Below are 23514 nucleotides of genomic sequence, written 5' to 3'. Positions count from 1 at the left end.
GACTGGACTCTAGTATCCCGACTGGCCGAACTCTGCAGGCTTGAGCACGCCGTGCTCAAGCGAGTACACGGTCTGCATGGTCTTCGCGAGTGCATGATCGTGCGTCACCAATACGAAGGCAATTGCCAGCCTGTCGACCAGATCCCGTAGTATGGCCGTCACCTGATCCGCGGTATTAGGATCGAGGTTGCCCGTTGGTTCGTCCATCATTACACAGGATGGTTCGGTAACCAGCGCGCGGGCGATGGCTACACGCTGGCGCTCACCGCCAGAAAGCGCGCCCGGCTTGTGCTGCAGCCGATGCCCCAGACCCACCTGCTCCAGATAAGCCTCGGCGCGTGACCGAGCCTGAGATACCGGCAGCTTCCGCAGCAAGAGTGGCATCGCCACGTTTTCAAGGGCGGTGAACTCTGGCAGCAAATGGTGGAACTGGTACACGAAACCCAGGTGCTGATTGCGCTGACTCGCCTTGGCAGACTCGCTCATCGTGGTCAGATCAGTGCCCGCCAGTTCGATTCGCCCCTGGCTTGGGCTGTCCAGGCCTCCAAGCAGATTCAGCAGTGTCGACTTGCCAGAGCCACTGGCGCCAATGATGGCCACTGTGTCACCAGGAAAAATGTCGATGGAAATATCGTTGAAAATCTCGATGTCCGTCCGTCCCTGCTGATAGGCCTTGCCAAGGCCTGTGCAGCGAATGACCGGCTTGCTGCGGTCGACTATATCATTCATAACGCAAAGCCTCGGCGGGCGCGATCTTGGACGCTTTCATGGCGGGATAAATGGTAGCGAGGAAGGCCAGGCCCAGGGCACTGCCGCAAATGACCGCCACGTCGTTCCACAGCAGCTGTGAGGGCAGATAACTGATGAAGTAGACATCGGCACTGAGGAACTGGAAACCCAGCGTCTGTTCCACCCAGGCGATGAGGCCGCTGATGTTGGTCGCCAGCAGCACGCCAAGCACTGCCCCACTGAATATGCCGATGCAGCCGATGAGGAGGCCCTGGAACAGGAATATGCGCAGAATAGTCCCTGGCGTGGCACCCATGGTGCGCAAGATGGCGATATCCGCCCGCTTGTCGGTGACGACCATGACCAGCGTAGACACGATATTGAAGGCCGCTACGGCAATGATCATCATCAGGAGCAGGCCGACCAGGGTCTTTTCCATGCGGATGGCCTGGAACAGATTGCCATGGCTTCTGGTCCAGTCGCTCGCCGAATAGTTCGAGCCCAATGCACTGACCGCCCGCCAGGCCACCTGCTGGGCCTTGAACAGGTCGTCGACCTTTAGACGGATGCCATCGACCCGGTCGCCCATGCGCTTGAGTTTCGCGGCATCATCGATGTGAATCAGCGCCAGGTTGCCATCGATTTCAGCGCCTACGCTGAAGATTCCCACGACCTTGAAACGTTTGAGCCGGGGAAACACACCTGCTGGCGTCACGGAGGCCTCTGGCAGCACCACAGTGACTTTGTCACCTATTCTGGCATGCATGTAGGAGGCGAGTATGTCTCCGAGCACGATATTGAACTCACCGCTCTCGAGATCATCGATCGAGCCTGCCTTCATATGGTTCTGGACGATGGAGACGCCTTTTTCCAGCGCTGGTTCGACCCCATTGAGGAGCATGCCTCGAACACTGCCTGAAGAGGTCAGCATGCCCTGGGCGTGAATATAGGGCGCCATAGCCACGATATCGGGGCTATCGGGAATCTTTTCGGCGATGGCCCGCCAGTCTCGCATGCCATCGTAGCCCTGAATGGTGGCGTGCGGCACCATGCCGAGGATACGTTCACGAAGCTCACGATCGAAGCCATTCATGACCGACATGACGGTGATCAACACCAGCACACCAAGCGCCAGACCGATCATCGACGACAGCGAAATGAAGGAAATGAAGTGATTGCCCTTCTTCGCCCAGGTGTAGCGAAGTCCGATGAAAAACGGAAGTGGTTTGAACATTCTTCAAAAAATCCTTCGGGACTGCGGGGAGCCACTATAATAAATAAATGGCGGCGTTGCGACTGCCCTCTGCATCTATCAGAAGGGGCGTCGAATCGCCCATGAAATCAAGCAACAGACGCATGGCCCACGATGAATGACTTCCCGAACAACAGACGTAATTTCTTTCGTGTCAGAACGATGGCACAGATTGAATATCACGCTGTCCGTTCCGACCGCGACGACGAGCTCAGCGTCCGGCCGGTGTATTACGAGCTGCTGACCGAGCTGCAGAAGATCGACGTGGAATGCCAACGCGCCCTGGCGAGCCTGCATGAACTGCCCGAGGTGAACCGCCAGATCGTCTCGCTGTTCAAGCTGCAGAGTCGGAAGATCGACCTGATCGCGCGTACTCTGGCGCTAACGGAAGACAAGCTCGATGAGCAGCGTCTCACCGAAATAAGCCTCAGCGAGGGCGGCATGGCCTTCCAGGTGGGCAATATGCAGCAGCCGGGCGACCGTCTCGCCGTCAAGGCAACCTTTCTGCCGGGTTATACGACCATGATCGTGCACGTCGAAATCATTGATGTGCAGCATGAAGAAGATGGCTATTGGGTGCGAACGGCCTTTCTGGACCTGGATGAAGCCCAGCGGCAACTCATCGCCCGCCATATTCTGCGCATGCAACAGAACGAGCGACGGCGCTACTACGAAGACACGGCCGAGCCAGTCATCACGCCGCTGGACCGCCATCACATGTTTCGTGACGACGATCTGCTGGGCTAGCCGGCAGACTGTTGATCAGCCAGATTTACCCGCCACGGTGCCCGATGCACCGCTCGGGGTGGACATCGAACGGGAGTACATCATCATGAAAAGTCTTCGCCTCACTCACGCAAGCCTGCTGCCAGCCCTGCTCTGTCTCAGTGTCGTCATGGCACCTGTCCATGCAGACGAACTGAAGATCGGCGTCGCGACGCAAATGCAGAAACAGAAATCTGCGCACAGCGGCAAGCTCCCCGAGCCCGGTCTGGCACAGGATAGCGTGCAGCGTGAATTCGGCGAACCGGTCCGGGTAAGAGGTCCGGTGGGCGACCCCGCTATCACGATCTGGGAATATCCCGGTTATTCGGTGTTTTTCGAAAACAACACTGTGATTCACACTGTTCTGAAGTCAGGGTAAAGTACCCAGCTCACTCAGCCACCGACAACAGTTGACCACATTGACCCAGACAAAAAGACTCAGATTGCCCGCAGAGTGGGAGCCGCAGAGCGCGGTGCTCCTGACCTGGCCCCACGAACAGACCGACTGGCACGATCAGCTCGAGCTGGCGCATGCGACCTTCCTGCAGATCGCGCTGGCCGTCTGTCGTCACCAGGCGCTCATCATCAACTGTCAATCATTCGAGATCATCGAGCGCATCGCCGATGAGCTGGGTGCTGCCGGGGTAGATCCTCGCCAGGTCAAGCTCGTTCATGCGCCCTCGAACGACACCTGGGTCCGTGACCATGGTCCGATCACGGTCTACGAACGCCTGCCTGGCGAGCAGGAACCGGAGGCGGTGCTGATCGACTTTCAGTTCAATGCCTGGGGCGGCAAGTTCGCTGCCGAGAAAGACAATCAGCTGACGACCATCCTGCACGAACTCGATACCTTTGGCATGACCCAGCTCCACCATGTCGATTATATCCTCGAAGGCGGCGCGATCGAATCCAACGGCGCCGGCACGATTCTGACCACGACCCGCTGTGTCACCAGTGCAACACGCAATCCCGAACAGACAAAAACCAGCGTGAACAAGGTGTTCGCCAAGCATTTCGGCTGCGACACGGTGCACTGGCTCGACCATGGTTATCTGGCTGGCGACGATACCGACGGGCATATCGATACCCTGGCCCGCTTCTATGGCGAGCGGCACATCTGTTATGTGCAATGCCAGGACCCTGAGGACGAACACAAGACGGCTCTCGACGCCATGGAGGCGCAACTTCAGGCCTTGCGCACCATTGATCACAAGCCCTATGAGCTCACGCCACTGCCGATGGTCTCGCCGCAGTTCGACGATGAGGGCAATCGCCTGCCAGCCACTTATGCCAACTTTCTCATCATCAACGATGCGGTCCTGTTGCCGACCTACAACGCGCCGGAAGACGAAGAAGCCATACGAATCGTCGGCCAGTGTTTCCCGGATCGCGAAGTCATTCCCATAGACTGCAGTGTATTGATCACCCAGGGCGGCAGCCTGCACTGTGTCACCATGCAATTACCGGAGGGCGTCGACTGATGTCACTGAAAGCTCTGCAGACGGCGCTGGACAACCTGCGCCAGACACAGCGGAATATCGAGACGATCATCCTTGGCAAGTCCGAGCAGATCACGATGGCGCTGTGTTGCCTGCTCTGCAAGGGCCATCTGCTGATAGAGGACATCCCCGGGATGGGCAAGACCACCCTGTCCCACGCCCTGGCGAATGCGCTGGGCCTGTCCTACAACCGCATTCAGTTCACCAGCGACCTGTTGCCGGCCGACCTGCTCGGTCTGAACCTGTTCGATAAGGACAGTGGCGAATTCGTCTTTCATCCCGGGCCACTGTTCGCCCAGCTGGTGCTGGCCGATGAAATCAACCGGGCCACGCCCAAGGCCCAGAGTGCCCTGCTGGAGGCCATGGAGGAGCGTCAGATTAGTATTGAAGGCACGACGCACCCCCTGCCGAAACCTTTTTTCGTCATTGCCACGCAAAATCCGAGTGACCAGAGCGGCACTTACCTGCTGCCCGAGTCGCAGATGGATAGATTCTTCATGCGTATCCATCTCGGCTTTCCGCCGCCAAAGGCAGAGCGTGAGCTGCTGCAAGGGGTGGATCGCCGAGCCATGGTGCAGGCCATGGAGAGCACATTGTCACCTGAGACGCTCAATGCTCTCCAGGAAGCAGTGGAGCGCATCCACACCAGCGATGCCCTGCTCGATTATGTTCAACGCATCATCGCGTTTACCCGGTCTGGCAGCAAGATGGGTAATGGTCTGTCGCCGCGTGGGGCCATTGCCCTCGTGCGTGCCGCTAAAGCCTGGGCCCTCATGCATGAGCGGGATTTTGCCCTGCCTGACGATGTTCAGGCAGTATTGCCAGCGGTCGTCGAGCATCGATTGGGCAGCAGCAGCCGGGCCAGCCATCACCCGCTGACCGAACAGATTCTGCAGCAGGTCCCTGCGCTATGAAGCTGCCCTTACCTGCCAGAGCGCCGGCACGCGCCTGCCTGCCTTAGCAGGTCGCTATGTTCGCGATTGGGAGAACTCATCATATCGTGGCTTGTTCTGTGCTAATGTGCCCCCATTATTTTCGTGCTTATCCATCAACTTCAAAGCGCCGACCTGGCATAGTCCCGGCATCCCCCGGCTGTAGTCTGTCCACGTCTGCTACAAAGGATCTTTCATGAGCGAAGCCCAGAAAAAAACCAAGCCTACCCGTCATATCGAACTGCTGATACTGGGCTCCGGTCCTGCCGGTTATACCGCCGCCGTCTATGCGGCAAGGGCAAACCTGAAGCCCGTCATGATTACCGGCATGCAGCAGGGTGGACAGCTGACAACGACGACGGAAGTGGACAACTGGCCTGGCGACGAAAATGGCGTGCAGGGACCAGAACTCATGCAGCGCATGCTCAAGCATGCCGAGCGCTTCGATACCGAAGTGCTGTTCGACCATATCCATACCACCGACCTGACAAACCGCCCTTTCCGGCTCGAAGGCGACAGTGCGGTGTATACCTGCGACGCGCTCATCATCTCTACCGGTGCATCAGCCATGTACCTTGGCTTGCCGTCGGAAGAAAAATTCATGGGCAAGGGTGTGAGCGCCTGTGCCACCTGCGATGGTTTCTTCTACCGCAAGCAGGATGTCGCCGTCGTTGGTGGTGGCAATACGGCCGTTGAAGAAGCGCTGTATCTGGCCAATATCGCGAAGAAGGTCTACCTGGTGCATCGCCGAGACAAACTGAGGGCAGAAAAGATTCTGCAGGCCCGGCTGATGGAAAAGGTGGAAGCCGGCCTGATCGAAATCATCTGGGATCATGTCGTCGATGAAGTACTCGGCGACGATAGCGGTGTGACCGGCCTTCGCATCAAGCAGCGTGATGGTGACGCTACTCAGGATCTGCAACTGCAGGGCGTTTTCATCGCCATTGGCCACAAACCGAACACCGATATTTTCGAAGGTCAGCTGGACATGGCCGATGGCTATATCAAGATCAAGTCCGGACTCAGTGGCAATGCCACGGCGACGAGCGTACCGGGTGTGTTTGCAGCCGGCGATGTCAGTGATCATGTCTATCGCCAGGCTATCACTTCTGCTGGCTTCGGCTGTATGGCGGCACTCGACGCCGAGAAGTTTCTCGATAGTTAGGGCGGCCACTAGCTGCCCATGAAGTGACCCGGATATGTCCCTTTACTTGCCCTGGCTTGACGAGCGCTCGGTAGAGCGCTCTGTAGCCGGCGGGCTCGTCTATCGTTTCCCGCCAGTAGAGGCTGCCCTCGAAGAGCCAGATGGCCTGCTCTGCGCAGGCGGCGATCTCACGAGCGGTCGACTGCTGAGCGCGTATGCCAGAGGTATCTTTCCGTGGTACTCCGAAGGCCAACCTATTCTGTGGTGGTCCCCCGACCCACGCTGCCTGTTTTTGCGTGGCGATCTGCATGTCAGTCGCAGCCTCAGACGCAGGATGAGACGGCAGATGCATTCGACACGTTATCGCTTCACCTTCGACACAGATTTCGCCGCCACGATGGCAGCCTGTGCCAACCGTGAAGAGACATGGATCACGCCCGAAATGTTGCGCGCCTATCAGCGACTGCACACGGAAGGCCATGCTCATTCGGCCGAGTTATGGCACCAGGCAGACAACGACCAGTGGCAGCTTGTGGGCGGTCTGTATGGCCTCGCCCTCGGACGCTGCTTTTTCGGTGAATCCATGTTTTCTCTGGAGACCGATGCATCGAAAATCGTTATCACACTGCTCATCGAGCACCTGATGGATTGGGGCTACCACCTGTTGGATTGCCAGGTGGTCAGTGATCACCTGCGCTCACTTGGCGCCAGAGCCCTGCCACGAGAGGCGTTTTCAAGACTTCTCGAGACGTACGCAGCCACCGACTCTGCCCCACCACATCAATGGACGACGAACCCCGCTTTATTACAAAACGGTTCATGAAAGCCTAAAGCGGCACTCGACCGCTTTCATCAAGCAGTTTTTGCAGTATGCTTAGGCCATCTGGATTATTATTGAGCCGTGATATTTGCCGTGACCAAGCTTCAGTCACTCGTCTACTTTGCGACGCCGGAACACGAGTGCAGTTACCTCGAGGGTCGTCTCGCCACCACTGTCTTTGTCGACCCCACTGTAGAGATCGACTTCGAGACCTATTCGCGGCTCTCGCTCAACGGCTTTCGTCGCAGTGGCAATCACTATTACAAGCCCAAGTGTGAGGCCTGCAGTGCCTGCATTCCGGTTCGAATTCCAGTAGCGCACTTCAGGCTCAGCAAGAGTCAGAAGCGTATCGTTTCCAGAAACAAGGACTTACGGGTCAATATACGCAAGGCTGAATACAACCCCCGCCACTTCGCCCTCTACGAGCACTATATCAACAGCAAGCATGCCGATGGCGACATGTATCCGCCGAGTCTCAGCCAGTTCGAGAATTTTCTGCTGGAAGCGCGTCCCGAAACCGAGTTTGTCGAATTTCTGGCTGGCGAAGAGTTACTGGCGGTAGCGGTAATCGACCATACCGCAGACGGGCTCTCGGCAATCTACACGTTCTACGACAGCAGACATGCCCGACGAAGCCTTGGGGTTTTCGCTGTGCTCTGGCAAATCGCCTATGCCAATGAGCGCAATGTCCCCTATCTGTATCTGGGCTACTGGATACGGGGCTGTCAGAAGATGTCTTATAAGACCAACTACCGCCCGCTCGAAATGCTGGTCCACGGTCGCTGGCTAGGAATTGGCTGAAAAGCGGCTTTTTTGCGTTTTGGCCGAAACTCGTGCAAAATCCGTCCTCATTTTTCTGCTCACACCAGTTATTTAATTATTCACCGGGTGCACCTGTTCGCTGTCACTCGGTAAGGCCGTAAGCCGCGCAAAGGCGTAGACACGACCACCAGTCCAACAGAGGGTTGATGCCGAATGGCAAAAGAAGACAACAGTATTGAAATGGAAGGGACTATCGTCGATACCCTGCCGAACACCATGTTCCGGGTTGAACTCGAGAACGGCCACATCATGACAGCTCACATCTCAGGAAAAATGCGGAAGAACTACATCCGCATACTGACTGGAGACAAGGTCAAGGTCGAAATGTCGCCCTACGATCTCAGCAAAGGCCGTATCGTCTACCGCGCCAAGTAAGGCCGCGTTTCACTACCCAGACAGTCATCATAAAAAAAGGCCGTACAGTGAACTGTACAGCCTGATTTGTGCTGGGCCGAAGCCTCACCGGATCAAATCCGGCCTGGCTCCAGCAGCTTCAATGCCTACTCGGCGGAAGCGTCTTCCAGAGACTTTGTCGGCTCGAACTGGAAGGTCAGCTTGTCATCCTTTACGGAGACGAAGGCTGTTCCACCATGCTCTGCCAGCTCACCGAAGAGAATCTCCTCAGCCAGGGTCTTCTTGATATGCTCCTGGATCAGGCGGCCCATCGGTCGAGCACCCATCTTCTTGTCGTAGCCATGCACTGCGAGCCACGCCTTCGCCTCTGTGTCGAGATCGAGCAGAACCCGCTTCTCGTCCAGTTGAGCCTGCAGCTCAGTCAGGAACTTGTCCACGACATGAGTGATCGAAGTCGGCGCCAGCGGATCGAACTGAATGATGCCATCCAGACGGTTCCTGAACTCGGGCGTGAAGCTCTTGGTAATAATCTCCATGCCGTCTGTCGCGTGGTCCTGGTTGCTGAAACCAATCGAACGTCGGCTCATTTCTTCAGCACCAGCATTCGTGGTCATGACCAGAATGACGTGGCGGAAGTCGGCCTTGCGTCCGTTGTTGTCAGTCAGCGTTCCGTGGTCCATGACCTGCAGCAGCAGGTTGAAGACTTCAGGATGCGCTTTCTCGATCTCATCCAGCAGCAGCACACAGTGCGGATGCTTGGTGACTGCTTCAGTCAACAGACCACCCTGGTCGAAGCCGACATAGCCTGGAGGCGCACCAATCAGTCGTGACACGGTGTGACGCTCCATGTACTCAGACATATCGAAGCGCACAAGCTCGACGCCCATGATCTTCGCCAGCTGGCGAGTCACTTCGGTCTTGCCCACACCAGTCGGTCCTGCGAACAGGAAGGAGCCTTCAGGCTTGCCCTCTGTCGTCAGGCCCGCTCGTGACAGCTTGATGGCCGTACACAGCGCGCCAATCGCAGGATCCTGACCAAAGACGACCATCTTGAGGTCGCGCTCCAGTCGCTTCAGCTTGTCCTTGTCAGTCGAGGACACAGTCTTGGAAGGAATGCGGGCAATCGAAGCAACTATACTTTCGATCAGCTCGAGATCAATCACGGACTTGCGCTCTTCGACAGGCTTCAGCCGCTGACTGGCGCCTGCTTCATCAATCACATCGATAGCCTTGTCAGGCATGTGACGATCGTTGATATACCGATCTGCCAGCTCTGCTGCGCCCTTGAGCGCCTCGTCGGTGTACTTGATGCCGTGATGCTGTTCGAAGTACTTGCGAAGGCCACGCAGGATTTCGATGGTGTCTTCGACCGATGGCTCGCTGACGTCAACCTTCTGGAAACGACGTGCCAGGGCACTGTCCTTCTCAAAAATTCCACGGAACTCAGTAAAGGTCGTTGAGCCGATACAGCGCATCTCACCACTGCTTAACAGCGGCTTGAGCAGGTTTGAAGCATCCATGACGCCACCGGACGCTGAACCCGCACCAATGATGGTGTGAATCTCGTCGATGAAGAGAATGGATTTTTCCTGCTTCTTCAATTCTTTCAGAAGTGCCTTGAAGCGCTTTTCGAAATCGCCGCGATACTTCGTACCAGCCAGCAGTGCACCCATATCAAGGCTGTAAACAACCGCTTCCTTGATGATTTCAGGCACCTGACCGTCGACGATGCGCTTGGCAAGGCCTTCAGCGATAGCCGTCTTGCCGACACCGGCCTCGCCAACCAGCAATGGGTTGTTCTTGCGACGACGTGACAGCACCTGCATGACCCTCAACAACTCGCTGTCGCGACCGATCAAGGGGTCGATACGGCCCTGTTTGGCCAGTTCATTGAGGTTGGTAGCGTACGCATCCAGCGGTGATGCGCCGCCCTGCTCGTCCGAACCTTCTTCAACTGCCTCGCCGTCTTCGTCACGAGCGCCTTCACCGCCAATCTTGCTGATACCATGCGAGATGAAATTGACGACATCGATGCGAGCGACGTTCTGCTTCTTCAGCACATAAACGGCCTGGCTTTCCTGCTCACTGAAGATGGCAACGAGCACGTTGTCTTTCTTGCCAGAGGACTGCACATGGAACACTGCACGCTGCAGTACCCGCTGGAAGCCCAGTGTTGGTTGCGTTTCCCGCTCCTGATCATCAGTCGCGATGAGTGGCGTGGTGGAATTCACGAACTCGGAGAGCTCGCCACGCAGTTGCTCGATATCCGCTCCGCAGGCGTGAAGCACTTTTACAGCGGATTCGTTATCCAGAAGTGCGAGCAGCAAATGCTCTACAGTCATGAACTCATGACGTCTTTCACGGGCATTCTTGAATGCCGCGTTCAGCGTAAGTTCGAGGTCCTTACTTAACATATTTCACCTCTTCGATCTTGCGATCTTCTATAAGCGATGATTGGAAAACCATCTTCAAACAGCTCGTTCAATCTCGCAAACCAGCGGATGTTCACACTCGGCTGCGTACTGATTAACCTGTGCAGCTTTGGTCTCTGCAACATCCTTGCTATAGACACCACATATTGCCCGGCCCTGCGTGTGCACGGTGAGCATGATCTCGGTGGCCTTCGTTTCGTTGTGGCCGAAAAACTTCATCAGCACCTCCACCACGAATTCCATCGGCGTATAGTCGTCATTCAGCATGACAACACGATATTCGGCTGGACGTTGAAGGGCTGGTTTGGCTGGCGCTACCGCCAGACCGCCGGCCCCACGTCTGTCCTCGTCTTCGCGTGGCCCTTCATCTCCAGTCATGGAGACTCGCGAGTTCACGCTATCTGAATTTAATTCTAGTCGAGTATCTATGACTTTACCCATGCCTGTCTGATTAAGAATCTTAGAGTTTGGTAACGAAAGGTCGCCACATTGTGACTTCGTTAGGATCTCTCCCGATCCGCTTGCGTGACGCCTTCCGTACACGATATGTGGGCTTGAGCGAATATTTTAAATGGCTCGTTGCATTCAGTTACAATCCGCGCTCGCTGGTAGTATCATTGTTTCAGCTGATTCGCTTCAGTTAGCAGTAGCATTGTATGTTTTTGTAAGTGGGGACTCAGGTTCTGCTTTTCAACTGTATACAATACGTCCGGCCTTATGTAGCCAGATCGACTGCAAGGGGTCAACAACAAGAAATTTTCGGTATTACAGCGCTGCCCAACGTCAGCCTGCCCGCCTCCAGACAGGAACAGCGGTTACCGATACAGAAGGACATGGGAGTCGAACATGCCTCAGGGTAAAGTGAAATGGTTCAACAATGCCAAAGGATATGGCTTTATTATTGCTGATGAAGACAATAGCGATCTTGCCAACGAAGATCTCTTCGCGCACTTTTCAGCGATCAAAATGGAAGGTTATCGGACCTTGAAGGCTGGTCAGCGGGTATTATTCCAGGCGCAGCCAAGCGGAAAGGGTTTTCACGCAGTTGATATCGTCCCTATAGACGAGTCAGGTAACCCAATCGTTCAGTCAGAGCAACATCAGTCACGAGATGCTGAGGTAGCCAGTACCGAGTCCACAGCTACAGATGACAGCGGCAAACCGCCGATACAGAAGTCTCTGGATGAAACGACAGCAGACGGGCATGACATCGCTTCGGAAGAGAAGACATCAGCGAAGGGTGAAGATCGAGCCAGAAAATTAAACAGAGCAGTTGGCGCAGATTCCTGACCGTGCGCGGTCAGCTTCAGTCCTTTTCCATGTAGTAGGTCGAATCAGGTGGGCCTGTCACAGGTCCACCTGATCAGTATGAGGCAAATAAGCCCGCCGGTCGCTTACAGGCCGCCCTGCGCCCTGTTGATATGCCCGATGATGGCATCGCCAAACTGCGACGTTTTCATCAATGTCGCATCCGGCATCAGTCTTTCAAAGTCATAAGTGACTGTTTTGGCTTCGATTGCAGCTGAGATCCCTGACAACACCAGATCTGCGGCCTCTGTCCAGCCCATGTAGCGCAGCATCATCTCTGCAGACAGAATAAGTGACCCGGGATTGACCTTGTCCTGCCCGGCATACTTGGGTGCCGTTCCGTGGGTGGCCTCGAAGATCGATACACTGCCGCCAATATTGGCGCCTGGCGCGATACCAATGCCCCCAACCTCCGCTGCAAGCGCATCTGAAATATAATCACCGTTAAGGTTGAGCGTCGCTATGACGCTGTAGTCTTCAGGACGCATCAGTATCTGCTGCAGAAAGGCATCCGCTATCACATCCTTGATGACGATCATCTTGCCGGTCTTGGGGTTCTTGAGCTCCATCCATGGTCCGCCGTCGAGCAATTCAGCACCAAATCGCTCCCGAGCAAGCTCATAGCCCCAGTCTTTGAACGCACCTTCGGTGAACTTCATGATATTACCCTTGTGCACCAGCGTCACAGAGGGCTTGTCGTTATCGATGGCGTACTGGATGGCCTTGCGAACGAGGCGCTTTGTTCCCTCTTCCGAGACCGGCTTGATGCCAATACCGCAGCTTTCCGGAAAACGGATCTTGGTGACCCCCATTTCCTCACGCAAGAACTTGATGAGCTTGATGGCACCTTCGCTATTGGCCTTCCACTCTATTCCCGCGTAGATGTCTTCGGAGTTTTCACGGAAGATGATCATATCGGTTTTTTCAGGGGCGCGAACCGGACTGGGCACACCCTTGAACCAGCGCACCGGTCTGATACAGACGTAGAGATCAAGTTCCTGGCGCAAGGCCACGTTCAGTGACCGGATTCCACCACCTACCGGCGTAGTGAGTGGCCCTTTGATACTGACTGAATATTCGCGAAGCGCTTCGAGTGTTTCTGCGGGCATCCATTCATCGGGCCCGTAGACCTTGGTCGACTTCTCACCACAATACACTTCCATCCAGGCAATGGCGCGCTTCGTGCCGTAGGCTTTCTGAACCGCTGCGTCGACGACCTTGATCATGACCGGTGAAATATCTACACCGATACCGTCGCCTTCAATGAACGGGATGATGGGGTGGTTCGGAACATTCAGGGAGAGATCTGCGTTGACGGTAATCTTGTCACCATCGGCTGGCACCCTGATCTTTTGGTATCCCATTACTTAAACTCCGTTTCTCGTTTGTGTTGCACTTGTCCTCAACGATAACCGACCGATCAGCATGCCTCGCTTTTCCGACGGGTAGGACGCCATTTGTAGCAGTGCATTCAAGCCGATACTATAGCAGTTTTATGTTACCGCTGGCGTCAATTTGAAACCCCGAAGCAAAATTCCCGAGCACCGAAAACGGCAGGCACCTGTTCAGGGCGCCAAGCTATTTCAGGATGCGCTCATCGTATTCAACAAGCCCATGAACGTGCTGTGTCAGTTCAGTGACAGCGAGGGCAAGCGAACGCTGGCCGATTTCATCGAAGCCCCGGGTTATTATCCCGCGGGTCGTCTCGATTATGATTCAGAGGGCCTCATGTTGCTGACCAATCAGGGCTGGCTACAGGCCCGGATCGCGGAGCCACGCTTCAAGCTGCCCAAGACCTATCTCGTGCAGGTTGAAGGTGATATTACGGACGCAGCCCTGCTCAGACTGGCGGAAGGTGTCGATTTGAAGGACGGACCGACTCAGCCAGCGCAAGCCCAGCGGATCGAGACGCCGGTGCTCTGGACGCGCGAGCCACCCGTTCGCTTCAGAAAGGCCATTCCAACCAACTGGATCAGCTTGCGCATCACTGAAGGTCGCAACCGTCAGGTACGGCGGATGACTGCTGCCGTCGGTTTCCCCACCCTGAGACTGGTGCGCTGGCAAATAGGCGATCTGAAGCTCGACGGGCTTGGCCTCGGCGAATGGCGAAAGCAGGCTGTACCCGAACAACTCGCGCCGGTGTCAATGCCCCCCCACCCTGCAGGACGAAGGCGTCGCCATGGATCATGAATCTCAGTCAGCGTCGGTCGACGACCGGTGGTACCCACATGCCACGGTGGCCTGCATCGTGCCTCGCTGCCGAAAGGGCATGGCGGTGGACCCATTCGCAGGCACCCTGGGTGCCGACGACATGGCCGCCCTCGAGTTCCTCATGGTCGAAGAAGGCATCGAGGGTCGATCCGTCTTCAACCAACCGGCTGGTCATGTTGAATACGGCGAAACCATCGAAGCAGCCGCCATCCGCGAAACGCTCGAGGAAACTGGCTGGCAGGTTCGGCTGAACTCGTTTCTCGGGATATATGTGCTGCGAATTCCCGATAACAGTGGTCAGGACCGGGTCTACCACCGTTACTGCTTCCTGGCCGAGCCACTTGCTCAGATTACAAACGATCTCGACGATGCTATCATCCGCGCGCTCTGGCTTGACCACGCAGCACTTGCGGCCAGTTCAGACCGCCATCGAAGCCCCCTGATCATGGCTTGTATCAACGATTATCTGGCGGGGCGGCGCTATCCGCTCGCTCTCATTCAGGAATACTCAACCGGAGACAGGCCGTGACGGCAGCTGGGAACGCAGCTCAAACATCGCAGACCAGATCGCCACAGCACACGCGCGTCATCGTGGGCATGTCCGGCGGCGTGGACTCCTCCCTGGCCGCCGCTTTGCTGATCCAGGCCGGTTACCAGGTCGAAGGCCTGTTCATGAAGAACTGGGATGAAGATGACGGCACCGATGCCTGCACGGCCATGGACGACCTGGCGGATGCCACAGCCGTCGCTGAAACGCTCGGAATCAAGCTGCATACGGCCAGTTTCGCCGCGGAATACTGGGATCGGGTGTTCGAGCATTTTCTGCAGGAATATGCCCAGGCGCGAACGCCAAATCCGGATATTCTTTGCAATCGTGAAATCAAGTTCAAGGCCTTTCTCGAATATGCCCAGACTCTGGGTGCCGACTTCATTGCGACTGGCCATTATGCCCAGACGGCGGTGCTCGGCGGTCAAACCTGGCTGGTAAAGGGTGCCGATCCAGCCAAGGACCAGAGCTACTTCCTGCATGCCGTGCCGCAGGCAGCACTGGCCAAAACCCTGTTTCCCCTCGGCGGCATGATCAAGACCGAGGTCAGACGGCTGGCGGGCGAGCTTGGCCTGATTACCCATGACAAAAAGGACAGCACGGGCATCTGCTTTATTGGCGAACGCAAATTCAGCGATTTCCTGAAGACCTACCTACCCGCCCAGCCCGGCAATATCGTGACTGAACTCGGTGAGGTCATCGGCCGTCATCAGGGGCTCATGTATCACACCATTGGCCAGCGCCAGGGTCTTCATATAGGCGGCCTGAGCGAGTACGGCGAAGCGCCCTGGTATGTAGCGTCGAAGAATCTCGCTGACAATACGCTCACCGTCGTCCAGGGCAGCGATCACCCACTGCTGTTCCGCTCGGAGCTCACCGCCGGGCATCTTGACTGGGTTGCCGGCAGCGCGCCGCCGCGGGATCGTCTGATGGCAAAGATCCGCTATCGTCAGCCTGACGTGGCCTGTACGGTGTCGCTGGCGGGTGACAGGGCCGAGGTCCGCTTCGACGTCCCGCAGCGTGCGGTCACGCCAGGACAATCCATCGTGTTTTATGACGGACTCCGCTGCCTCGGCGGTGGTATCATCCTCTGACCAATTCTGATAGCCGGTTCATTCTTTCTTATGTCTCAGTATTCTCTCGAAGACCAGGTCATAGCACTGTCAGCCGTGTTCATGTCTGCAAAGCTCGTCAACGACCTCGCCAAGCAGGGCCAGCTCGACCAGGACGCGATGAATTGCCTGATGGCCAGCCTGCTGAAAACCGATGCTGATTCGGTGCCCGCCGTGTATGCCGGAGATGGCTCAGGCCCCGGGATACGTAGCCTGATGCCCGGTCTTGAAGAGCTCAAGGGCGCGCTCGGTCGCAGGCAGGAGAAGCGGCGTATCGATGTCATGCGCTATGCCCTCACCCTGTTATTCCTGGAAAACAGGCTGCGCAAGCGCAATGACCTGATGTCGCTGATGGGCAAGCGAATCGAGCAGATCAAGATGCAGTCACAGCACTTTCCCTTGAATCACAGCACGATCATCGGTGCCTTTGCCTCCCTGTATACCGATACCGTGAGCACCTTTCCCCAGCGCATACAGGTAACTGGCGATCCAAAATATCTCCGCGTTGATGAAAACGCCGACAAGATCCGCGCGATCCTGTTAACCGGCATCCGCGCTGCCATCCTGTGGCGTCAGACCGGTGGTCGGCGCTGGCGCCTGCTGTTCAGCAAGTCGGCGCATCTCAATGCCATCGAAGCCGTCCAGTCACGCCTGATGGATCAGGCCTAGTCATTCTTTCACCGTCAGTATATTCGTTTAAAGAGCACATCGTATGACCCAGAACGCCCTCACAGAGCTCAATGCCATTTCACCCATAGACGGCCGCTATGGCTCGAAGACCCGCGCCCTGCGCGAGCATATGAGCGAATTCGCGCTGATACGAGCGCGGACCGAGGTGGAAATCCGTTGGCTGATCGCGCTGGCCGATCATCAGGACATCGAGGAGCTGTCACCCTTTTCGACATCAACGAAGCAGTTTCTGAGCAAACTCTATGAGGACATGACCGAGGCAGATGCCCAGGCAGTGAAGAATCATGAGGCAGTGACGAACCATGACGTCAAGGCCATCGAGTACTATATCAAGGACAGGCTGGCGACAAGCGAAGCGCCTGGCGAACTGGCGGCCATCAGCGAGTACGTTCACTTTGCGTGCACCTCGGAGGATATCAACAACCTCGCCTATGCCCTGATGCTGAAGCGCGCCATGAGCGAGGTGGTGGTGCCGATGATCAATGAGATCAGCCACAGCCTCGCCGGCATGGCCAACAGCTTCGCCGATCAGCCCATGCTGTCGAGAACGCACGGGCAGACCGCCTCACCGACGACCGTGGGCAAGGAATTTGCCAATGTAGTCGCGCGTCTGCAACGCCAGTTGAAGCAGATCGCCGGTCTGGAATATCTCGGCAAGATCAATGGCGCCGTCGGCAACTTCAATGCCCATGTATCCGCCTATCCCCAGCTGGACTGGGAAACACTGGCGAAGGACTTTGTCGAGTCCATGGGTCTGACCTGGAACCCCTATACCACGCAGATCGAGCCTCACGACTTCATTGCCGAAGTCTTTGATGCCATGGTGCGGGTCAACACCATCATCATCGATCTCGACCGTGATATCTGGTCCTATATTTCGCTGGGATATTTCAAGCAGAAGTCGGTGGCCGGTGAAGTTGGTTCATCGACAATGCCGCACAAGGTCAATCCGATCGATTTCGAAAACTCAGAAGGCAACCTGGGCATCGCCAATGCCGTCATGTCGCACCTGGCGCGCAAGCTGCCGATCTCCCGCTGGCAGCGAGACCTGACCGACAGCACCGTATTGAGGAACCTCGGCGTGGGTCTGGGCCACACCATTATTGCCTTCCAGGCCACCCTGAAAGGTCTAGGCAAGCTCGAGCTCAACGCCGAGCGCCTCGAAGCCGACCTGCAGAACAGCTGGGAAGTGCTTGCCGAGCCGATCCAGACAGTCATGCGTCGGTATGCCATCGAGGGTGCCTACGAAAAGCTCAAGGCGCTGACGCGCGGCAAGGCCATTACCGCCGACATGCTGCCGCCCTTCATTCAGAGCCTCGAGATTCCCCAGGCAGCACGAGATGCACTGCTGGAACTCACGCCACGCAACTATATTGGCCTGGCCAGCACCCAGGCTCGGGCCATCAGTAGCTACAAGCCATGATTAACGAGCGCTTCGGCAGGCTCGGGCTCGATGGCTTTCTTGAGCAGCACTGGCATCAGAAGCCGCTGTTCGTCGCTGGTGCCTTCAGCGACGTAGCGAACGAACTCGAATTCGACGAGCACGATCTCGCGGCCTTTGCCACGGACGATGCGGTGGAATCAAGGCTGGTCCGTGAACGACACGATGGGCGCGAATGGACCGTGCAGAACGGTCCATTCGATGATGAAACACTTGAACAACTCCCAGACGGCGGATGGAGCCTGCTGGTGCAGGGGCTCGAGCAATGGGTGCCCTCGATGGCCGCGCTGCTCGAGGAATTCCGCTTTCTGCCAAGCTGGCGTCTCGACGACATCATGGCCAGCTTCGCACCGCCGGGCGGCAGCGTTGGCCCGCACTTTGATCAGTACGACGTCTTTCTGATTCAGGTCAAGGGTCGACGAAGCTGGCAGCTTGGGGCACCGCCCGCCGACACAGGCGCTGCAGGCAAGCCACCCTCGGCCAGCGATATTGCGGCCGCCCTCAGCCCCTGGCTCAGAACCGATACCGACCTGAAGATCCTCAGGGACTACCCTTTCACAGAAACATTCGAGGCCGGCCCGGGCGATCTGCTCTACCTGCCACCTGGGTACGCGCATTTTGGTGTGGCGTCAGAAGATGCGATCACGCTGTCAGTCGGCTTCAGGTCGATAGACCCTGCCCAGCTAGCGCTTTACTGGAGCGAGGAAGCCACTGAACAGCTATCAGGCAAGCTGCTGAGCGATCCAAGGCAGCTGTCGGAAAACGACGCTGCAGCCGACGACAGCGGCCGAATTGGTTCAGCCAGTATTGCCCAGGCACGTGAAGTGCTGATGAAGGCGCTAGCGGATACCAGGCTGCTGCAACACGCTTTCTGCCGGGCAGCCAGTGAAAGTCGCAACAGCAGCGCGCTGAGCGAACAGGCTCAGGCCAACAACCTGAACGCCGACGAATGGCTGACTGAGGCTCGTGAATCTGGCCTGTACTGTCGTGATGGCTCTCGGTTTCTCTACAGTCAGGAAGACAACAACCTTGTGCTCGGCGTGGACGGCGACACCTATGACTGCGAAGCAGGCTGGCTCGATCTGGTCAGGGCGCTGTGTAACGAACGCTTCGTCGAACTGCCTGCCGACGATAGCGAGCACTTCGACAGCGCGCCTGATCTCGTCCATCTGATGTTCAAACTGTATCAACATGGCAGCGTCTGCCTGACCGGCGAAGACTGACTGGACGGCGCGGCGCGGCCTGAAATAAGCTGAGCGAGCTGCAAACAGAGGTCGACACATGCTGAGTTATACAAAAATCATCGAGCGCTTCGACGACGAACCTGATCTCAAGCTCATCCGGCAGGAGGTCTTCGTCGAAGAGCAGGCTTGTCCTCCAGACCTCGAATGGGACGAACTCGACGCCGTAGCGACTCATTTCATCGTCAGAACCGATGAGCATGAGCCGGTTGCTACCGCCCGCCTGATTCCGCTCGAACAGGGCGCCGCCAGTCTTGGCCGCTATGCCGTGCGCAAACACTTCCGGGGCCAGGGCATTGCAGCGAAGCTTCTGTCCTATACGATTGCCTATGCGCGCAGCCAGGGATTCAGCCACCTTCAGTTGAGCGCGCAGATCTATGCTGCTCGCCTGTACGAAGCTGAAGGTTTTGTGCGTGAAGGCGAACCTTACGAAGAAGCCGGCATTCCTCACATCAGGATGACGAAGCTGCTCACTGGTCGCCAGCAGGCCGCTGCCGGGCTATTGGGTGATGATCCGACTGTGCACCGCTTCAGCAAGACGAGGGCCTACGCCGAGGCCGTGGTGAGTCTCGCCAGTCAGGCCCGTTACCGGCTCCTGCTGCTGACACCGGACCTTGAGAAGGGGGTGATGGATCAACCCGCTCTACTCGATCAGTTTGTCAGACTGATCCGGGACCAGCCCCGCAACCACATCAGAATCATCTGCGCCGATGACAAGGCGGCGGTACAGCAAAGCAACCGTCTGGCGGCACTGGGTCAGCGTATGACCAGCAGCCTTGAAATACGCACGCTTCGCAGGGATATCCCCTTCCCCGATCAGGTCTACCTCATAGCCGACCAATCCGGTATTCTCCTCAGACACGACCACCGGGCTCCGGCAGGCTTCATCTGCTACCACGATCCGGGACTGGTCCGCCGTCTGTCCGATGCCTTTACCTTGCTGTGGGAATCTAGCGAAGAGAACAGAGAGATCAAACCGCTGACACTATGATCAGCCCTGGCCCCGAGCCGCCACTTCAGATACCAAGTCATGTCAACACTGTCGACGCCACAAAAAGCCTGGGTTATGTATGACTGGGCCAACTCGGTCTATTCACTCATCATCGCTACTGCCATATTCCCGGTCTATTACGTCAGCATGACCGCCGATATCACGAGCCTCGAGACGATATTCGGGGCAGTGGATCCAGCCGCCGTCTATAGTTTCTCGCTCACACTCGCCTTTCTGATCGTCGCCCTCGGCTCCCCGGTGCTCTCGGCAATAGCTGACCGAAGCAGTAAACGGCATTACTTTCTCATGGCTTTCTGCAGCCTGGGATCGGCGGCGTGTGTCGGCCTGTTCTGGTTCGATGAATCCACCACGGTCTGGCTGGCCGTTGTCCTGAGTGTATTCGCCAGCATCGGATTCTGGGGCAGCATCGTATTCTACAATGCCTATCTACCGGAAATTGCCGAGGAAAAGCTGAGAGACGAGCTCAGCGCCAGGGGATTTGCCATGGGCTATTTTGGCTCGTCGCTGCTACTTGTGGTCTGCCTGGCGATGATCCTTGGCTACGAAATCTTCGGGTTTGAGAATGCCGCGTTCCCCACGCGACTATCATTCCTGCTGGTAGGCATCTGGTGGTTTGGCTTCGCCATGACCTGTATCTACTTTCTACCGAAACAGAAAAAACCTGTGGTGCATGAGGGCGAAGTCAGCGCTCAGCAGCAGTTGACGGCGATGAAGATACTGCAGCGGGTCGCGGCCCAGGTGCGCCGCTCGAAAGATCTGCGATTTTACCTACTGGCCTATTTCTTCTTCAGTACCGGCGTGCAGACCATCTTCTACGTCGCCAACCTCTACGGCGCCAACGAGCTGGAACTTCCTGCAGGCAAGCTCATAGCCACCATACTGGTCATACAGATTATCGCCATTGTCGGTGCGCTCAGCTTCTCGCGGCTGTCGGCACGGCTGGGCAACCTGAGAGCCATGCAGACTGCTCTGGCCATGTGGGCCCTGCTTTGCGGCCTCGCCTTCCTGATGGATAAGTCCCAGGCCTGGGTGGAGTATTACTTTTACGCACTGGGCGCGGCTGTGGGGCTGGTCATGGGCGGCATACAGTCACTGGCGCGATCTACCTACTCGAAACTGCTGCCGCCAGACGCCGATAACACAACTTTCTACAGCTTCTATGACGTGCTGGAAAAAATTGGCATTGTGCTCGGGACGCTGCTGGTGGGGGTGACGCTACAAATGACTGGCAGCATGAAGCCCGCCATTCTCATGCTCGGCGGCATGTTCATCCTGTCGTTGCTGGCGCTCATTCCGGTACGAGAGCCTTCGGCGGCACATCAGCACTCGGCCTAGTCGCGCTCGCGAATTTCCGGCTCAGTGGCGTCGACCACCTTGCTGATCTGATTGCGTAGCCAGCGATGGTCCGGATTATTCTGCAGCAGCGGACTCCAGGCCATGTTCAAATCAAAATTCGGGATGGGAAACGGCGGCGGCTTGATGACCACGTCCGGGTTGTTTCGCATCAGTTCGGCAGCTCGACTCGGCAAGGTGGCAATCAGGTCTGGTTGGCTCGAGAGCAGCATCGCCACCTGGTAATGTCGGGTAAACACGCTGATCCTGCGCTTCTGATCCAGCTTCGCGAGCGCCTCATCAACCCAGCCCAGCTTCTGCACATCCTTGGGATTCACACCCACGCCGACACCAAAGCCCGTCTTACTCACCCAGATATGGCGGGCCTGGAGATAATTTTCCAGGGTGAAATCGAACACTAGCGGATTATGAACGCTCAGCAGGCAGGAAAATGAGTCTGACCACAAGACCCTCTGGTGGAAAGATTGTGGAATCTTGTCAAAGCGATTGATGGCCATATCGACCCGCCCCTGCTCGACATCGAGGAAGGTGACATCGCTTGGCGTCAGCACATCCAGTATCAGATCGGGTGCCCGCTTGCGAACACGCTTCAGCAGACCAGGTATAAGCGTGCTCTCGGCGTAATCACTGGCCATGATGCGAAACACCCGCTTGCTATGCGCAGGGTCGAAGTCATCTTTCGGTTGCACGGCCCTGTCGATCTGCACCAGAGCAGAACGGACCAGCGGTTGCAGTTCGAGCGCGCGGGCGGTGGCACTCATGCCTTCGCTGGTGCGCACCAGCAGCGGATCCGAGAAGAGATCGCGCAGCCGCTTGAGACCGTTGCTCATGGCCGGCTGTGTAATACCAAGATGGTTGGCTGCTTTCGTGACACTTCGCTCACGAAGTAGAACATCGAAGTAAACGAGCAGATTCAGGTCGATACGGGACAGATTCATCAATACATTGTGGTCTGACTGGGCCACTCGCGCAATCTGCTACGGAGCAGAGCTGCAAAATCGATCTATACTAGTCGTATTGTTCTGATGAATTGTTCTCTATGTCCCCTGCGACCATATCAGCCGCTATTGGTGGTCTCGTTATCACTGTTCTGGTGCTTGCCTTCTATTTTCAGTGGCGCCAGAAGCATCGTGAGGCACGTCTGCGCCGCTTGCATGAGCTCAAGGCGAGGGATCGCAGGCTCAGAAATCTGGCCGATGGCCTGCCTGGGGGCCTTATTCCTGCAGACATTCGCCTGCTCCTGAGCCGCACTGGAAAAGAGATTGCGAACGAGCTGAAAGAGCTGGGGCTTGGCGATCTGGCCGAAGAGGCGAGCTTGGACTGGCAGGCTTTCGCAGGCAATGCTGCGCAGGCTGCAGCGGAACCCATTCCGAAGTTTTCCAACGAAGCCTCGGCCATGGCGGCCAGAAAGATGTTGAAGACCCTCTATCGCTTCATCGAATTGCAGATCAGGCTAAAGCGCCTGGACTACAAGACAGGCTACGAACGCCTGCAGCAAACCCAGTTCCTGATAGCGCGTACAATGGCAGATGCTCACCATCGCAAGGCGGTCGACGCGACGAAACAGAATAGGCTACGGGTGGCCATTCATCATTATCACGATGCCGCCGCCGGATTCGCAAATTTGCATGAAAATCCGTTAGCTATCAAGTATATCAATGCCTTTCGCTCGAAAATCAAGGCTCTCGAGGCTCAGGCGACCGAAGAACAGAAACAGAAGGTTGTCGAGACGCCCGCTGTCGCCGACGGAGACCCCTCTAAACTCAGCCAGGACTGGAATTCCATCGCCAACGACGCCGACACCTGGAAGAAGAAGCAGGCCTACGATTAATGTTTCGCAAGGCCTGAAG

Annotated in this window: 24 protein-coding genes; 18 read left to right on the top strand and 6 right to left on the bottom strand. The window is 56.7% G+C overall.

What is annotated here, in order from left to right:
• Positions 1 to 9 precede the first annotated feature (9 nt).
• Positions 10 to 729 carry an ABC transporter ATP-binding protein gene (locus ABD735_RS03460; protein ID WP_344803301.1) on the bottom strand — a complete coding sequence of 240 codons (720 nt, stop codon included), beginning with the start codon at positions 727 to 729 and terminating at the stop codon, positions 10 to 12.
• A complete protein-coding gene (locus ABD735_RS03455) occupies positions 722 to 1963 on the bottom strand; it encodes a lipoprotein-releasing ABC transporter permease subunit (protein WP_344803299.1) in 1242 nt (413 codons plus the stop codon). The genes ABD735_RS03460 and ABD735_RS03455 overlap by 8 nt, the downstream gene beginning before the upstream one ends.
• A gap of 132 nt (positions 1964 to 2095) precedes the next feature.
• Here ABD735_RS03455 and ABD735_RS03450 point away from each other — a divergent pair, with 132 nt between their 5' ends.
• The 8 genes from ABD735_RS03450 to infA all read left to right on the top strand — a co-directional run bounded on the left by ABD735_RS03450 (position 2096) and on the right by infA (position 8338).
• Positions 2096 to 2728, top strand: a complete 633-nt coding sequence (locus ABD735_RS03450) for a PilZ domain-containing protein (protein WP_344803297.1) — start codon at positions 2096 to 2098, stop codon at positions 2726 to 2728.
• The gene (locus ABD735_RS03445) at positions 2706 to 3125 is read left to right on the top strand and encodes a hypothetical protein (RefSeq protein WP_344803815.1); all 420 of its coding nucleotides are present in this window, start codon (positions 2706 to 2708) and stop codon (positions 3123 to 3125) included. The genes ABD735_RS03450 and ABD735_RS03445 overlap by 23 nt, the downstream gene beginning before the upstream one ends.
• Before the next feature lie 40 nt (positions 3126 to 3165).
• Positions 3166 to 4227: an agmatine deiminase family protein gene (locus ABD735_RS03440; protein ID WP_344803295.1), complete on the top strand. Its 1062-nt coding sequence runs from the start codon at positions 3166 to 3168 to the stop codon at positions 4225 to 4227.
• Positions 4227 to 5159, top strand: a complete 933-nt coding sequence (locus ABD735_RS03435) for an AAA family ATPase (protein ID WP_344803293.1) — start codon at positions 4227 to 4229, stop codon at positions 5157 to 5159. The genes ABD735_RS03440 and ABD735_RS03435 overlap by 1 nt, the downstream gene beginning before the upstream one ends.
• Positions 5160 to 5373: 214 nt before the next feature.
• A complete protein-coding gene (trxB, locus tag ABD735_RS03430) occupies positions 5374 to 6342 on the top strand; it encodes a thioredoxin-disulfide reductase (RefSeq protein ID WP_344803291.1) in 969 nt (322 codons plus the stop codon).
• A gap of 34 nt (positions 6343 to 6376) precedes the next feature.
• Positions 6377 to 7144, top strand: a complete 768-nt coding sequence (gene aat, locus ABD735_RS03425; RefSeq protein WP_344803289.1) for a leucyl/phenylalanyl-tRNA--protein transferase — start codon at positions 6377 to 6379, stop codon at positions 7142 to 7144.
• 90 nt (positions 7145 to 7234) lie between these two features.
• Positions 7235 to 7942, top strand: coding sequence for an arginyltransferase (locus ABD735_RS03420; protein WP_344803287.1), 708 nt, complete (start codon positions 7235 to 7237; stop codon positions 7940 to 7942).
• A gap of 174 nt (positions 7943 to 8116) precedes the next feature.
• The gene (gene infA, locus ABD735_RS03415) at positions 8117 to 8338 is read left to right on the top strand and encodes a translation initiation factor IF-1 (protein WP_344803285.1); all 222 of its coding nucleotides are present in this window, start codon (positions 8117 to 8119) and stop codon (positions 8336 to 8338) included.
• A gap of 125 nt (positions 8339 to 8463) precedes the next feature.
• Here infA and clpA read toward each other — a convergent pair whose 3' ends face one another.
• The gene (clpA, locus tag ABD735_RS03410) at positions 8464 to 10731 is read right to left on the bottom strand and encodes an ATP-dependent Clp protease ATP-binding subunit ClpA (RefSeq protein WP_344803282.1); all 2268 of its coding nucleotides are present in this window, start codon (positions 10729 to 10731) and stop codon (positions 8464 to 8466) included.
• A 54-nt stretch (positions 10732 to 10785) separates the two neighbouring features.
• Positions 10786 to 11127 (bottom strand): ATP-dependent Clp protease adapter ClpS, encoded by a 342-nt coding sequence (gene clpS, locus ABD735_RS03405; protein ID WP_344803280.1) that lies wholly within the window; start codon positions 11125 to 11127, stop codon positions 10786 to 10788.
• A 468-nt stretch (positions 11128 to 11595) separates the two neighbouring features.
• Here clpS and ABD735_RS03400 point away from each other — a divergent pair, with 468 nt between their 5' ends.
• A complete protein-coding gene (locus ABD735_RS03400) occupies positions 11596 to 12039 on the top strand; it encodes a cold shock domain-containing protein (protein ID WP_344803278.1) in 444 nt (147 codons plus the stop codon).
• Positions 12040 to 12143: 104 nt separating this feature from the next.
• Here the strand turns inward: ABD735_RS03400 and icd are convergent, their stop codons facing one another.
• A complete protein-coding gene (gene icd / locus ABD735_RS03395) occupies positions 12144 to 13421 on the bottom strand; it encodes an NADP-dependent isocitrate dehydrogenase (RefSeq protein ID WP_344803276.1) in 1278 nt (425 codons plus the stop codon).
• A gap of 169 nt (positions 13422 to 13590) precedes the next feature.
• On the opposite strand from icd, the gene ABD735_RS03390 reads away from it, so the two are divergent.
• The 8 genes from ABD735_RS03390 to ABD735_RS03355 are packed head-to-tail and all read left to right on the top strand — an operon-like array spanning position 13591 to position 21646.
• Positions 13591 to 14247, top strand: a complete 657-nt coding sequence (locus tag ABD735_RS03390; protein WP_425548573.1) for a pseudouridine synthase — start codon at positions 13591 to 13593, stop codon at positions 14245 to 14247.
• Positions 14237 to 14797, top strand: coding sequence for an NUDIX hydrolase (locus ABD735_RS03385; RefSeq protein ID WP_344803274.1), 561 nt, complete (start codon positions 14237 to 14239; stop codon positions 14795 to 14797). Before ABD735_RS03390 ends, ABD735_RS03385 begins: the two co-directional genes overlap by 11 nt.
• Complete coding sequence (gene mnmA, locus ABD735_RS03380; protein ID WP_344803272.1) at positions 14794 to 15909, top strand: tRNA 2-thiouridine(34) synthase MnmA; 1116 nt, start codon at positions 14794 to 14796, stop codon at positions 15907 to 15909. The genes ABD735_RS03385 and mnmA overlap by 4 nt, the downstream gene beginning before the upstream one ends.
• Positions 15910 to 15939: 30 nt before the next feature.
• Positions 15940 to 16596 (top strand): high frequency lysogenization protein HflD, encoded by a 657-nt coding sequence (hflD, locus tag ABD735_RS03375; RefSeq protein WP_344803270.1) that lies wholly within the window; start codon positions 15940 to 15942, stop codon positions 16594 to 16596.
• Positions 16597 to 16639: 43 nt separating this feature from the next.
• Positions 16640 to 18040 (top strand): adenylosuccinate lyase, encoded by a 1401-nt coding sequence (gene purB, locus ABD735_RS03370; protein ID WP_344803268.1) that lies wholly within the window; start codon positions 16640 to 16642, stop codon positions 18038 to 18040.
• Positions 18037 to 19281, top strand: a complete 1245-nt coding sequence (locus ABD735_RS03365) for a cupin domain-containing protein (RefSeq protein WP_344803266.1) — start codon at positions 18037 to 18039, stop codon at positions 19279 to 19281. The genes purB and ABD735_RS03365 overlap by 4 nt, the downstream gene beginning before the upstream one ends.
• A gap of 58 nt (positions 19282 to 19339) precedes the next feature.
• The gene (locus ABD735_RS03360; RefSeq protein ID WP_344803264.1) at positions 19340 to 20290 is read left to right on the top strand and encodes a GNAT family N-acetyltransferase; all 951 of its coding nucleotides are present in this window, start codon (positions 19340 to 19342) and stop codon (positions 20288 to 20290) included.
• Positions 20291 to 20329: 39 nt separating this feature from the next.
• Entirely contained in the window at positions 20330 to 21646 is a 1317-nt protein-coding gene (locus ABD735_RS03355) for an MFS transporter (protein WP_344803262.1), read from the top strand.
• On the opposite strand, the gene ABD735_RS03350 is transcribed toward ABD735_RS03355, so the two are convergent.
• On the bottom strand, positions 21643 to 22602 hold the full coding sequence (locus tag ABD735_RS03350) for a LysR family transcriptional regulator (RefSeq protein ID WP_344803801.1): 960 nt from the start codon (positions 22600 to 22602) through the stop codon (positions 21643 to 21645). The two genes, ABD735_RS03355 and ABD735_RS03350, sit on opposite strands and share 4 nt — an antisense overlap.
• Positions 22603 to 22703: 101 nt before the next feature.
• Here ABD735_RS03350 and ABD735_RS03345 point away from each other — a divergent pair, with 101 nt between their 5' ends.
• On the top strand, positions 22704 to 23495 hold the full coding sequence (locus ABD735_RS03345; RefSeq protein WP_344803260.1) for a hypothetical protein: 792 nt from the start codon (positions 22704 to 22706) through the stop codon (positions 23493 to 23495).
• Positions 23496 to 23514: the final 19 nt, after the last annotated feature.

This window comes from Allohahella marinimesophila (genome assembly GCF_039538005.1).
GTDB classification, from domain to species: domain Bacteria; phylum Pseudomonadota; class Gammaproteobacteria; order Pseudomonadales; family Oleiphilaceae; genus Allohahella; species Allohahella marinimesophila.
This window is presented reverse-complemented; position numbering and strand designations above follow the sequence as displayed.

What these genes read in the sequence shown, in the direction of transcription:
- ABD735_RS03460 (WP_344803301.1), bottom strand. Translation starts at nt 729, where the DNA reads ATGAATGATATAGTCGACCGCAGCAAGCCGGTCATTCGCTGCACAGGC.
- ABD735_RS03455 (WP_344803299.1), bottom strand. Translation starts at nt 1,963, where the DNA reads ATGTTCAAACCACTTCCGTTTTTCATCGGACTTCGCTACACCTGGGCG.
- ABD735_RS03450 (WP_344803297.1), top strand. Translation starts at nt 2,096, where the DNA reads ATGAATGACTTCCCGAACAACAGACGTAATTTCTTTCGTGTCAGAACG.
- ABD735_RS03435 (WP_344803293.1), top strand. Translation starts at nt 4,227, where the DNA reads ATGTCACTGAAAGCTCTGCAGACGGCGCTGGACAACCTGCGCCAGACA.
- trxB (WP_344803291.1), top strand. Translation starts at nt 5,374, where the DNA reads ATGAGCGAAGCCCAGAAAAAAACCAAGCCTACCCGTCATATCGAACTG.
- aat (WP_344803289.1), top strand. Translation starts at nt 6,377, where the DNA reads ATGTCCCTTTACTTGCCCTGGCTTGACGAGCGCTCGGTAGAGCGCTCT.
- infA (WP_344803285.1), top strand. Translation starts at nt 8,117, where the DNA reads ATGGCAAAAGAAGACAACAGTATTGAAATGGAAGGGACTATCGTCGAT.
- clpA (WP_344803282.1), bottom strand. Translation starts at nt 10,731, where the DNA reads ATGTTAAGTAAGGACCTCGAACTTACGCTGAACGCGGCATTCAAGAAT.
- clpS (WP_344803280.1), bottom strand. Translation starts at nt 11,127, where the DNA reads ATGACTGGAGATGAAGGGCCACGCGAAGACGAGGACAGACGTGGGGCC.
- ABD735_RS03400 (WP_344803278.1), top strand. Translation starts at nt 11,596, where the DNA reads ATGCCTCAGGGTAAAGTGAAATGGTTCAACAATGCCAAAGGATATGGC.
- icd (WP_344803276.1), bottom strand. Translation starts at nt 13,421, where the DNA reads ATGGGATACCAAAAGATCAGGGTGCCAGCCGATGGTGACAAGATTACC.
- ABD735_RS03385 (WP_344803274.1), top strand. Translation starts at nt 14,237, where the DNA reads ATGGATCATGAATCTCAGTCAGCGTCGGTCGACGACCGGTGGTACCCA.
- hflD (WP_344803270.1), top strand. Translation starts at nt 15,940, where the DNA reads ATGTCTCAGTATTCTCTCGAAGACCAGGTCATAGCACTGTCAGCCGTG.
- purB (WP_344803268.1), top strand. Translation starts at nt 16,640, where the DNA reads ATGACCCAGAACGCCCTCACAGAGCTCAATGCCATTTCACCCATAGAC.
- ABD735_RS03365 (WP_344803266.1), top strand. Translation starts at nt 18,037, where the DNA reads ATGATTAACGAGCGCTTCGGCAGGCTCGGGCTCGATGGCTTTCTTGAG.
- ABD735_RS03360 (WP_344803264.1), top strand. Translation starts at nt 19,340, where the DNA reads ATGCTGAGTTATACAAAAATCATCGAGCGCTTCGACGACGAACCTGAT.
- ABD735_RS03355 (WP_344803262.1), top strand. Translation starts at nt 20,330, where the DNA reads ATGTCAACACTGTCGACGCCACAAAAAGCCTGGGTTATGTATGACTGG.
- ABD735_RS03350 (WP_344803801.1), bottom strand. Translation starts at nt 22,602, where the DNA reads ATGAATCTGTCCCGTATCGACCTGAATCTGCTCGTTTACTTCGATGTT.
- ABD735_RS03345 (WP_344803260.1), top strand. Translation starts at nt 22,704, where the DNA reads ATGTCCCCTGCGACCATATCAGCCGCTATTGGTGGTCTCGTTATCACT.